At 44.4% G+C, this 12,418-nt stretch carries 8 protein-coding genes and 1 pseudogene; 7 read left to right on the top strand and 2 right to left on the bottom strand.

Features of this window, described 5'->3' with window-relative positions:
- The first annotated feature begins 11 nt into the window (after positions 1–11).
- The 7 genes and pseudogenes from RID53_RS00095 (at position 12) to RID53_RS00065 (ending at position 10,653) form a co-directional block, all read left to right on the top strand.
- Positions 12–581 carry a S1 family peptidase gene (locus tag RID53_RS00095; RefSeq protein ID WP_446386184.1) on the top strand — a complete coding sequence of 190 codons (570 nt, stop codon included), beginning with the start codon at positions 12–14 and terminating at the stop codon, positions 579–581.
- 10 nt (positions 582–591) lie between these two features.
- Positions 592–1,449, top strand: a complete 858-nt coding sequence (locus RID53_RS00090; RefSeq protein WP_446386183.1) for a WD40 repeat domain-containing protein — start codon at positions 592–594, stop codon at positions 1,447–1,449.
- A 127-nt stretch (positions 1,450–1,576) separates the two neighbouring features.
- On the top strand, positions 1,577–2,233 hold the full coding sequence (locus RID53_RS00085; protein ID WP_446386182.1) for a S1 family peptidase: 657 nt from the start codon (positions 1,577–1,579) through the stop codon (positions 2,231–2,233).
- The gene (locus tag RID53_RS00080; protein WP_446386181.1) at positions 2,140–3,093 is read left to right on the top strand and encodes a WD40 repeat domain-containing protein; all 954 of its coding nucleotides are present in this window, start codon (positions 2,140–2,142) and stop codon (positions 3,091–3,093) included. Before RID53_RS00085 ends, RID53_RS00080 begins: the two co-directional genes overlap by 94 nt.
- A gap of 56 nt (positions 3,094–3,149) precedes the next feature.
- A complete protein-coding gene (locus RID53_RS00075; RefSeq protein ID WP_446386180.1) occupies positions 3,150–6,356 on the top strand; it encodes a CHAT domain-containing protein in 3,207 nt (1,068 codons plus the stop codon).
- 213 nt (positions 6,357–6,569) lie between these two features.
- Positions 6,570–7,927 (top strand): annotated as a pseudogene (locus RID53_RS00070) (IS1634 family transposase).
- 386 nt (positions 7,928–8,313) lie between these two features.
- A complete protein-coding gene (locus tag RID53_RS00065) occupies positions 8,314–10,653 on the top strand; it encodes an NACHT domain-containing protein (RefSeq protein ID WP_446386179.1) in 2,340 nt (779 codons plus the stop codon).
- Positions 10,654–10,729: 76 nt separating this feature from the next.
- On the opposite strand, the gene RID53_RS00060 is transcribed toward RID53_RS00065, so the two are convergent.
- Positions 10,730–11,242, bottom strand: a complete 513-nt coding sequence (locus RID53_RS00060) for a L,D-transpeptidase (protein WP_446386178.1) — start codon at positions 11,240–11,242, stop codon at positions 10,730–10,732.
- Between the two features lie 41 nt (positions 11,243–11,283).
- Entirely contained in the window at positions 11,284–11,925 is a 642-nt protein-coding gene (locus tag RID53_RS00055; protein WP_446386198.1) for a bifunctional 4-hydroxy-2-oxoglutarate aldolase/2-dehydro-3-deoxy-phosphogluconate aldolase, read from the bottom strand.
- Between the last annotated feature and the right edge of the window lie 493 nt (positions 11,926–12,418).

Raw genomic sequence — 12,418 nt, 5'->3', positions numbered from 1 at the left:
GAGGATAAAAGATGTCTCAGAATTTTTTCTATGGATTATCAGCAGCGTTGATTGGTTCATCAGCAATTGTGGTGGTGCAACCGCAAATTGCAATACCGCAAACAGTGGATGAACAAGCCCAAGCGATCGCGAGTTTCGCTAGAAATACCACCGTGGTAATCAACGGTCAAAATCCGGGTTCTGGCGTGATTGTTTCCAGAGATGGTAACACCTACTACGTCCTCACTGCCAAGCACGTTGTCGCCACCCAAGATGAATATGAAATTGTCACCTCCGATGGTGTTAAATATTCCCTAGACTATGGCATGGTTAAAAAATTACCGGGATTAGACTTAGCGCTAGTGCAGTTTACCAGTGACAAACATTATCCAATTGCCCTAGTGGGAGATTCTGACACCGCCACTGAGGGAGGAACCGTTTATATCTCCGGTTGGCCCCATCCGGGACGTGCTATTACTCAACGTATCTTTCAGATTACCTCAGGTAAGATATCCGGGCGTCCACTGGAATCTTTAGACAACGGCTATGATTTGGTTTACACCAATATCACCCGTTCCGGCATGAGTGGGGGTTGGAAGTGATGGTATCCGTTTGTGTCATAGAATCACTGGTCAAGACCTGCAAGTTCTCCCAGGAAATTATCGTAGTGTTCGCTCTCTCTTGTTCAGCCCCGATAGTCAAACATTAGCAAGTATCGGTGACGATGACGGAAATATCGCTACCATCAAAATTTGGAATGCCAACACGGGGCAGTTGCAGCATAGCTTCACTACGGATAATCTAATTCCCCCTTACAGGTCTGCCTTTAGCCCAGATGGTAAGATATTCGCCAGTGGGCATGGCACAACAATCCAAGTTTGGAACCTTACTACTGGCAAATTGCTGCATAAGTTAGAGGATAATAATGATGCCGACATTTCCAACATTTTGGCGCTGGCGATTAGCCCAGATAGTCAAATTATCGCAACTGGACATTTGGGCGGAGGAATCAAAATTTGGAACTTGCGGACAGGAAAATTGCTGCGTACTCTTGCCGGACATTCAACACCTGTTAATAAACTGACGTTCAGCCCCTTTGGGCAAATTCTTGTCAGTGGCGGTTCAAGTTATACAGATATTTATGTCAATGGTTTTCCTCAAAGTAATGTTGAGGATGCTAGTCTCAAAATGTGGAATTGGCAAACTGGTGAGTTAGTGAGAACTTTAATCGACAATTATGAAAGCATTACAGCTCTTGCCATTGAGCCCTACGGGCAAATTCTTGCCAGTGGCAGTCAGAACGAAATCAAAATCTGGAATTTACACACGGGGCAATTGCTGCGAACTATGGATGTGGATGATGTAGGTTCACTAACATTCAGTGCTGATGGTCAAACGCTTTTCGTTGACAATTTTAATTACAATACTCATGTTTACGAGACTCAGGTTTGGCAGTTGGCAACTCCTTAATTTTATTGTGTGTTTGAGGAGGTAAAATATATTATAATTGTTTATTATTTTAAGTGACAAACAAAATTAAAATAAACTCAAACAAAATTCTGTCGTTAAAAACCTTGAAATGTAGGAATTAAATTAAATGTGGCACAAGACTTATTCTGGATTATCAGCAGCGTTGATTGGTTCATCAGCCATTGTGATGGTACAACCACAGGTAGCGGTTTCGCAAACCTTGGATGAACAGGCGATCGCATCTCTTGCCAAAGAGGTAACTGTAATCATCAATGGTCAGAATCCTGGTTCAGGAGTACTGATTGCCAAACAGGGAAACACTTACTACGTCCTCACCGCCAACCATGTCGTGCCTACCCCAGATGAATATGAAATTATTACCTTCGATGGTACAAAACATACCCTGGATTATGACACAGTAAAGAAACTCCCAGACGTAGACCTCGCAGTCGTACAATTTACCAGTAATCAAAGCTACCGAGTTGCACAACTCGGTAATTCTGATACAGTAGTCGAGGGTGCAACAATCTATATTTCTGGTTGGCCCCATCCGGGAGAAGCAATTACTCAACGCATCTTTCAAATTACATCAGGGAAAATCTCTGGGCGATCGCAGAGTTCTTTAGAGGATGGCTATGCTTTGGTTTACACCAATGTCAAACAATGGGAGATAACTGTAGGGTTAAGCTTTTGGCTATCTCTCCAGATAGCCAGACGATTGCCACTCATTGCGCTAACGCATACAAATACATTTATCTGTGGAATCTTGCTACTGGCAAAGTAATTCGCCGATTCTCTATTCCCTCAGAAGATTTTACGATGAACTCAATAGCGATCAGTCCGAATAATCAGATCCTTGCCAGTGTCTACCGCGATTACCCAGATAAGATTTATTTATGGAATATTAGCAATGGCAGCTTAACTCACACTTTCACAAGAAACAGAGCTTCTTATGTTTCAATAGCGTTCAGCCCGGATAGTAAGATCCTTGCCAGTGGTACTGGTAACGGAACTGTAGAGTTATGGGATGTTAGCACTGGACAGCAAATCCGCACCTTGAGGCATTTTGAGGTGAAAGAAGATCCAAATGATGGATCTTCTGTTAGTTCTGTTGTATTTAGCCCGGACGGTGAGACCATCGCTAGTAGTGGAATCTTCTACAGAGATTTTAATGAACCGCAGGGGGGAACCGTGAAATTGTGGGATGTAAGTACTGGTAAGGAACTCCACACCTTTACTATTGATTATCAAATTTACTCTATTGATATTGCTATCAGTCCGGACGGTCAGACTCTTGGTATTGCGAGTTCCGACGGAACTATCAAACTGTATTCCGACGGAACTATCAAACTGTATAACCTAGCATCCCAGCAGGAAAAGTATACCCTCAAAGTTAACTACTGGCCAGCTTTCTTTGCCTTCGGTCTAGATAATACACTCTTTGTTAGTGGGGGTTATTTAAATAATAATACGCTCACGCTATCAGTTATCGATGCTAACGAAGATTTACTGAGTATTACACTCGTCGATCCTGATTTTAGTAACTTAACTGTCACCCCAGATGGTCAGTTTTTGGTTAGTGGCTCTGACCAGATCAATAGTGGCTCTGACCAAATCAGGTTATGGCGGATACCAAAATTTTAATTAAATAAAATATGGATAAACACTTTTTTGGGAGAACTTAACTGGTGTATTCTTACTTGCTACGTCTTCAACTTATTACGACCATCCTGCTTTTATCCATACCTTTAGCTGGTCTACATTTAACCGCCTCAGCACAAACCCCAGAAACGACTAATTCTGTCCCAACGCAAGACCAAAAGGCTGAAGCTGACCAACTCTTTCAACAAGGCGTCGAACAATTTCGTTCCGGGTCATTTCCAGCCGCCCTGGAAACCTATCAAAACGTGCTGAAAATTCGTTTAACTCTCAATGACCAAGCCGGGATTGCCGAAACCCTGGATAATATTGGAGAAACTTACACCCAATTAAGCAACTATAACCAAGCCTGGGACGCCTTAGAACAAGCGTTAACCATTCGCCAAGAACTTGATGATCAAGCAGGGATTGGAGAAACCCTAAATAACATGGGTTATGTTCATCGCTTATTAAGCGATTATCCCCAAGCCTTAACCCTACACCAACAAGCATTAGCGATCGCCCAAACAATCAGTAACCGCGCCATTGAAGCAGAAGCCTTACACAATATCGCCGCAATTGACGCCGCTCAAGGTGAGTATGACTCAGCCTTAGAACTATACCAACAAGCATTAGCCATTCGCCAGGAAGTCGGTGACAAGCGAGACGAAGGACGCACAGTTAATAATATCGCTGGAGTTTACTACAACTTAGGAGATTATCAACAAGCGCTCAACTACTATCAGCAGGCGTTAGCCATGCGCCAAACCCTAAATGATAAAGCCGGAATTGGACGTATTCTCAGCAATATGGGATTAGTTTATCGTCAGTTCGGTCAGGATCAGCAAGCCTTAGCATCTTATCAGCAAGCCTTAGCCATTCTCAAAGACATAAACGATCGCGCCAGTATTGGCAGTACACTAAACAACCTGGGTACAGTTCATGAGAATCTCGGTCAATATGAGGACGCCTTAACCGCTTACCAAGAAGCCTTAACCATTGCTCAAGACATTAACAATCAAGCAGGTGAAGCCAACGCCCTGGAAAATATAGGCGGAATTTACTACAGTCGGGGACAATATCCCCAGGCTCTGAACTTCTATCAACAAGCGCTGACAATTCGACAAGGGATTAATGACAAAGCAGGTGTTGGTAACACTCTAAATAATATCGGCGGTGTCTACTATGATTTAGGTCAGTATTCCCAAGCCCTAAATATCTTACAACAAGCCTTAACCATTCGCCAAGAAACTGGCGACAAAGCGGGAGAAGGAAACAGTCTCAGAAGCCTGGGCATTGTCTACGAACGCCTCAACCAATATCCTCAAGCCTTAGCCACTTATGAACAGGCGTTGACAATTGCTAGAACAATTCAAGATAAAGCCAGTGAAGCAAAAGCACTGGATCACATTGGTGGTGTTTATAGTCGTATGGGTCTACAGTCCCAAGCCTTCGATTTCTATCAACAAGCCCTAGAAATTAGCCGAGACATTGGCGACAAAGCGGGAGAAGGTCGCATCTTGAACAGTCTTGCCAGCGCTTATGCCACTACAGGTAAGAATGCCCAAGCCCTAGCCCTTTTACAACCCGCCCTCGACATTTTCCGAGAAATTGGCGATCGCCCCGGACAACGAATTGCCCTGAGTAATATTGCCACTCTCTTTGAACAACAAAACCAACCGGAACTGGCGGTTCTCTTCTACAAAGAAGCCGTTAATGTCACCGAAACCATCCGCCAAAACCTGCAAACCCTAACCCTTGACGACCAAAAAACCTATACTGAAACCGTTGCTGATCCCTATCGCGCTTTAGCCAATCTCTTACTCTCCCAAGGACGCATCTTAGAAGCACAACAAGTCTTAGAACTGCTGAAAGTCCAAGAATTACGCCAATTTACTAAAAACACTCGTGCTGGCGGTGAAACCTCCGGTATTGCCACCACTCCCACCGAAACCGAACTCTTGCAAATTCATCGTACCTTAATTGCCCTAGGACGGAAAATTGAGGACTGTCAACAACGCCAATGTGAGGAAAAAAGCCAACTCATCAACCAGCGTCAAGCCATTACTCAACAGTTTGAAGCAACCATCCAATCCCTAGAAACAGAAATTCGCGATCGCCTGGACAAAGATATCGCCTTTCTTGACCCCGAACTCTTAGGCGACAACGCCGAAAAAATTCTCTCATCCCAACCGGGAACCGTGATCATTTATCCGTTAGTCCTAGAAGACAAACTGTGGATTTTATGGGCGGCTGCGGGTGGAATTTTGCAAAGTATCGAAGTCCCCCAAGTCGGAGTGGCACAACTCAGCGACACCGTCTTTCAATTTCGCCTTCTTTTGCAAGACACAGGCGCGAATCGGGCTGAACTCAAAGCCACGGCTGAGAAACTCTACAACTGGTTAATTCCCGAATCCTTACAACAGGAACTCCAAGACAACCAAATTGACAACTTAGTCTTTGCTCTCGACCACGTTACCCGCTATATTCCCATGAGTGCGCTATTTGATGGGGAAACCTATCTAATCGAGCGTTACACCATCTCCACGATTATCTCAGCCAATGTCACCAATTTACGCGATCGCCTGCCTCCTGGAACCGACAATACCTTTGTTCTGGGACTAGGACTGTCCCAACCTGTGCTAGGTTTTCGCTCCCTCCCTAATGTACCCGAAGAATTGGATGCGATCGTGCGTCAATCTGCTACCGATCCCAAAGGCATTTATCCCGGCTTGGAATTCCTCAACGACGCCTTCAACTACAAAGCCTTAAAAGATAACTTAGCCAATCATTTAATCCTTCATATTGCCACCCATAGTAATTTCGTTCCTGGCAATGCTTATAATTCTTACTTAGTTCTCGGTGACGGCGACAAGCTATCCATTCCTGATATTCAAAACTTACAGAATTTAGGCAACATTCATTTAGTGGTTTTATCAGCTTGTGAAACTGCCCTGGGTGGTTCCGGAACCGACGGGACTGAAATTGCGGGTCTTAGCTATTATTTTATCAACGGCGGTGCTCAGGCAGTCATGGCGTCCTTGTGGCCCGTCGATGATCAGAGTACGCGCCTGTTAATGGAACAGTTCTACAACAACTTAGCTAAAGGTACACCTGAATCTCCAATTACCAAAGCCCAAGCCCTGCGTCAAGCCCAATTAAGTTTGTTGCGGGGTGATGTACCCATGGGTTCAAGTCAGAATACTGCTTCTACGTTTTCCGATCCCTACTACTGGGCACCTTTTATCTTGATTGGCAATAATTTATAAGCTGAGTTCGACCTAAACGCGATTTCAACAGCAATAGATCGGGGTTAAGTTGTTCGGCATTTAAACTGAAGTTCCCCCCATCCCGATTGAGGATAGAAGCCGAAACCCCGACTATATAAGCATTTCAAACAATTACTCTTCTCAATTTGTACCCATGTATATTTAAGATTTTCTTAATACTCTTGGGAGAAAAATTATGAGATAATTGTAGTCATGTACATCGAACGTGTTCCTTGCCAGAAATTCCCCACCCGCCGTATTACTTCGTGAGTCCTATCGCGAAGGCAAGAAAGTGCGTAAACGTACCCTAGCGAACCTGTCTAAATTGCCGGATGAGGCGGTAGACGGTTTAAAGATTCTCCTCAAAGGTGGCAAAGCGATTGAAGACATAGAGGAGGCGTTTAACATAGTCCGTTCTCGCCCTCACGGTCACGTCGCTGCGGTACTAGGAACGATAAAGAAAATAGGATTAGACTCAATCATTAGCGACGAAAACACACGTAACAGACGATTAGTGTTATCGATGATAGCGGCGCGGATTATTGCCCCTAAGTCAAAATTAGCCACAGCCAGAGGATTACAAGAGGCAACTAAACTATCCAGTCTAGGAGAACGATTGGGATTGTCTGGGACGGATGAAGACGAACTCTATTTAGCCATGGACTGGCTCTTGTCTCGGCAAGAGGAGATAGAAAACAGTTTAGCATCTATCCATCTGGTAGAAGGAACATTAGTTCTCTATGATGTCAGTTCAACCTATTTTGAGGGAAAAAATTGTCCTCTGGCACAATTTGGATATAATAGAGACAAGAAAAAAGGGAAACCGCGAAGAGTTATTACAAGCCACTGAGCAGAAATTAGATAAAATAGTCAGCGCCACATCGCGGCAAAGATGTCCCTTAAAAGGTGAAGCTGAAATTGGACTAAAAGTGGGTGAAGTCATCAACAAGTATGGTGTGGCTAAACATTTCAAAATCCAAATCACTCCCGATAGCTTCTCTTACCAAAGAAACCGAGAAAGTATCGAGGAAGAAGCGACATTGGATGGCTTATATGTGGTGAGAAGTTCCGTACCCGAAGAAACATTGAACGCCGAAGATACCGTAAAAGCCTATAAGAGTTTATCCAAAGTTGAGCAAGCCTTCCGCAGCTATAAAACCATTGACTTAAAAGTGCGTCCCATCTATCATCGTAACAGCGATAGAGTGAAAGCTCATGTATTCTTATGTATGTTGGCGTATTATGTAGAATGGCATATGCGTCAATGTTTATCACCAATCTTATTTGATGAAGATGATTGGGAAGATTCCCTTGGGTTACGTGAAGGAATTGTTACTCATTCGACGAAGAGCGATTCAGCTTCTGACAAAGCCAAAAAGAAGCGGACAGCCGATAATTTACCTGTACATAGCTTTCAAACCTTGTTAGCTGATTTAGGGACAATTGTTAACAATCGAATTCAATCTAATATCCCAGGTGTAAATTTCGACTTTGACAAGGTAACCGAACCGACTCCTGTACAAAGAAAGGCTTTAGATTTGTTGGGCGTCAGCCTGATATGTACCCAGTGAACCTGAAACTGAAATCGCCCTAAGCCGGGATAGACATACAGTGTAGCGATTTGTCAAAGGGGAACTTCAGTTTAAACCTTAATATCAATAACGGCGAAAGTCTTGTAGTGCGAGCGTCTCGCTCGCTATTTGTATCGCTTTTTATCTATTGATTGAGGCTTATTGCTTCCACCTTCCAGTTAACATCGGTGGGTTACGGCGGATAACTCATTGAATAGTTATCGTCTCCATTAAAGTCCCGCCTAACCCACCCTACACGATCCCACAAATTTAAATTCAAGCGAGACGGGTCAAACCATTTTGGTGAGCTAAGGCGATACCCAGACAACGGGAACGGGAATACTGAGAAAAAATCCCCCAGTTGTCAGTAGTAGGTAACAGCAGCAATGGCTAAGCGATCGCTAAAAGCATCCACTATCGGTATCACCCAGGCAAAACAAGCCTTTGAACGTAAGGGATGGACTCAAGAATACCTCGCCGCCCAGGTGGGTTTAGAAACCCGCCACTCGGTTTGGAAGTTTTTTCGCGGGAAACCGATTGATCGAGCCTATTTTATTGATATCTGTTTTCAATTAGATCTCGATTGGCAAGATATTGCCGATTTTCCGCCAACCTCTGTACTCTCAACCCCAACACTGGAGTGCAATACGCCCAGCCAAATTGATGCTTGGGTGCAACTAATGCGATCGCAACTCCAGGATCACATCCAGGTTCAAGCGGGTATCCTGCAATCCTCCTTTGATGTCACCCAGCCTCTACTCCTGGATCACCTCTATACCCACGTCAAAATCTTACCCCACCTCACCCATCAGCGATGGCTTGAGGTGTCTGACTTACAGGCTTCTCAGCCCAAAGCAGGCGATCGCGTTCGCTTAACTCAACTGAATCAACCCGCCATTCCCGGAATGGAGGCGGTGATGATGCATTCTAAACTCACCCTTCTCGGTAAACCGGGTGCAGGCAAAACCACATTCTTACAATATCTTGCCCTTCAATGCAACGCAGGTCAATTTAAACCAGACTGTATTCCCGTCTTTATCTCCCTGAGACAATTTACCAAACAAGCCCGAACTACTGGTAATTTCAGTCTACTCAATTATCTGAGTACAAAGTGGAAAACTTTTGGCATTTCTCCAGAACAGATAGAACCCTTACTGCAACATGGGAAAGTCCTACTATTACTCGACGGTTTAGATGAAGTCTCCAAAGCCGATACTCCAGAACTCCTGCAACAGATACAACTCTTTGCAGATGAGTATTACCAAAATCAGATTATTATTACCAGTCGCATCGCCGCTCAACAATACCACTTTCGCGGGTTTACTTATGTCGAGTTAGCCGATTTTGACCCCCATCAAATTGAAACCTTTGCCAAAAAATGGTTTACCGCCACTAATAAAAATTATCAGCGCGTCGGATTAGCCAAAGCCACTCAATTCCTGGAACAATTACACCGTCCAGAAAACCAACCGATTCGAGAACTCGTCGTCACCCCAATTTTACTCAGTTTAGTCTGTTCCGTATTTCAGGAACGGGCAACCTTTCCCAGCAAACGCGCCAAACTCTATCAGGCGGGATTAGATATTTTGCTAGTGCGCTGGGATAAAGCCAGAGGAATTCAACGGGATCAAACCTATCGCAACTTACAGCTTTCTGATAAGATCAAACTCCTGAGTCAAATCGCGGCGACGATGTTTGCACAGGGGAACTACTTTTTTGAAAAAAGTGAAGTTCTGCCGATTATTTCCGACTATCTCCAGAATTTCCCCAATGGGAGTCAGGATTTAGAAACCCTATGGTTAACCAGTGAAGGTGTTCTCAAAGCCATTGAGTTACAGCATGGGTTACTCGTGGAACGGGCGCGAGATATTTATTCCTTTTCTCATCTCACGTTTCAGGAATATCTAACCGCCCGAAAAATTGTCGCAACTCAAACCACAGAGGCATTGCAACAGTTAGCTACTCATATCACTGATTCCCAATGGAAGGAAGTCTTTTTGCTCACTGTGAGTCTTTTACCCACGGCGGATCTATTACTCCAGCTAATCAAGGAGGAAATTGATAAGTTAGTTAAGGATGATCGGCAAATAAAGGCTTTTATTGACACCATTGATCAGAAAGTAAATCAGCTGAAATTGGATTGCCACCCTGCTGCATTACGAGCCTTTTACTGGACATTATTTCAGGATCGGGATTTAAACTTAGCGATGTCTCTTGATGCCAAGCTAGCCCAGGAATTACCCAACGATTTAGCCTTAGATTTAACCCTAGCGCGGGCATTGGATTTAACTGAGATGCTGATTAAGAAGCCAATTGTAAAGCAGATTCTCAACCTAGAATTTGCCTTAGATTTTGAGCGAACCTTTCAGTTGGACAAAGCATTCCAGCAGTCTCTCCAGCAAATTAAAGCTCAACTTCCTGATCCCGCCCAAGGAAAAGAAGGGTTACAAGCTTGGTGGCAAGTTAACGGTGAAGCTTGGCTGCAACAGTTTCGTTCTATTATTATTGAGTATCGCGCTATTGGTCAAGATTGGCAGTTTAGTCAAGACCAATGGCAACGATTACAGCAATGTTATCAGGCAAATCAGTTTCTTGTTGATTGTCTCAATAGTGAGGGTCAAGTGAGTGCTGAGGTGAGGGCGGAAATCGAAAATAATGTGTTGATTGTTGATGAGGGAAGTTGTGATTCTTCACGTCCTTCAAGAACATGCCGCGTGAATTTGTAGGGGCGGGCGCGAGGAAATTACGTTTCGCTATTGATGATAATGTTTATTCAAAACCCGCCCTGATTATCTGGGGGGTTTACTGATGAATCACTACTGGCGTTCCCACAGACGCCCAATTATATAACCACTCGGCGTGATCAACTGCTACATTTACACAACCATGACTCATACGAGTACCAAAGTTATTGTGCCAATACGCCCCATGAATAGCATAGCCACCTTGGTAATACATGGTATACGGCACATTAGAGATATCATAACCCGGACCCCGCATGCGATCGCGGCGCAGCTTGGTTTGAATGTTAAAGACACCTGTACGGGTAGGTGTCGCCTGTTTCCCGGTGGAGACAATCACCGCATAGACTTGTTCCCCTCCTTCCCAAGCAATTAACCGTTGATTGCTGAGATTAATTTCAATCCAGCGCTGGTTTGTATTTTGCAGCGCCGCCATTTTGCTGGCAATCTGTTCAGTGTGGGGTGTGGGATGGGCGACAGGTATCTCAAACCCAAACAGGGTTGTAGCTAAGGCGACGCCCGCTAGGAACGTTCCAAAACGGCGTCCCCAAGGGGCAAATTTGATGCTTTTCATGGAAACTTGGGAGATGACACAATGATCCTCTTACTTCTATTTTATGGATCACCGCTAAATTGGGATCGAAGTTTTTTCGCCCGTTGGGTAATTCCGTGCCAATCCCCAGACGCGATGAGGGATGTGGGGAACAAGTCTCCCGCCAACCCGACCGCGATCGCACCGACTGTGATAAAGTCTTTAGCATTGGCGAAGGTGACGCCGCCTGTAGGAATCAGGGGAATATGACCCAAAGGTCCTTGTAAGGCTTTAATATAACTAACACCGCCCACCGCCTGAATCGGAAACACCTTAACGCAACTAGCCCCCGCATCCCAAGCGGTCACAATTTCACTGGGAGAAAGTGCGCCAGGAACAATGGGAACTCCCGCATTAACAGCCGTATTAATTAGAGTGATATTGGTATGAGGGGTAAACAGAAACTCAGCCCCCGCCTCAATTGCTTGGTGTACCTGTTCCAAGTTTAGTAATGTTCCTGTACCAATCGTACAATCTGGTAACGCTTGGCGCAGATGACGAATTAAATCAGCAGCCGCATCTGTATTCCAGGTAATCTCAATTAACTTTATTCCCCCGGCGGCTACCGCCTGCGCCATTTGACGTCCTAAGGATTGGTCAGACGTCCGAATCACGGCAATGGTACGATACTCTTGCAGAAGAGTCAACCAAGATTGATTTGATATACTCACAACGTTATACTTACTGATGTCATTTAGCTTAAATCAAATGTCACGCTCCTTAAGCGGAATGGTAGTAAACTTGGGCATCAGGAAATAAATTCCCTGCTCAAAGTTCAAGTAAGCTAAAGCTTACTAAGTAAGTATTACAACCCCCCGCATTTCTCACAAGTTTTGCTATCTGAGTCGTCGAAACCTTTACCTGGAGTAGGTTTCGAGCATTTTTGTGAAAGCCTTATTCTACGGTTAATCCAGGGTGTATGAGCCTTTGGGCAATTGTGGTGAGAAATCCGGGAACCCGTTTTAACGGGTTTTAGCTTTTAGCCCGAACTTTAGTTCAGGGCTTTAGCTAAGTAAGTAAGTAGGTGGACACAATTAAAGTGAACGGTTGAGATTAGGGAACAGGGAACAGGGAACAGGGAACAGTAAGGGTTTGAGGGCAATTTGCAAAACTTAACACAGTACCGTTTTCTTTTGTCCGACTACTTATTACTACTAA

The sequence above is a fragment of the Coleofasciculus sp. B1-GNL1-01 genome, assembly GCF_040220235.1.
Classification (GTDB): Bacteria; Cyanobacteriota; Cyanobacteriia; order Cyanobacteriales; family Coleofasciculaceae; genus Coleofasciculus.
Note: the sequence above shows the minus strand (reverse complement) of the source record. Positions and strands in the feature narration are given on the sequence as shown.

Bases quoted from the DNA above. Each gene is read 5' to 3' on its own strand.
- RID53_RS00095 (WP_446386184.1), top strand. From the start codon at position 12: ATGTCTCAGAATTTTTTCTATGGATTATCAGCAGCGTTGATTGGTTCA.
- RID53_RS00085 (WP_446386182.1), top strand. From the start codon at position 1,577: ATGTGGCACAAGACTTATTCTGGATTATCAGCAGCGTTGATTGGTTCA.
- RID53_RS00065 (WP_446386179.1), top strand. From the start codon at position 8,314: ATGGCTAAGCGATCGCTAAAAGCATCCACTATCGGTATCACCCAGGCA.
- RID53_RS00060 (WP_446386178.1), bottom strand. From the start codon at position 11,242: ATGAAAAGCATCAAATTTGCCCCTTGGGGACGCCGTTTTGGAACGTTC.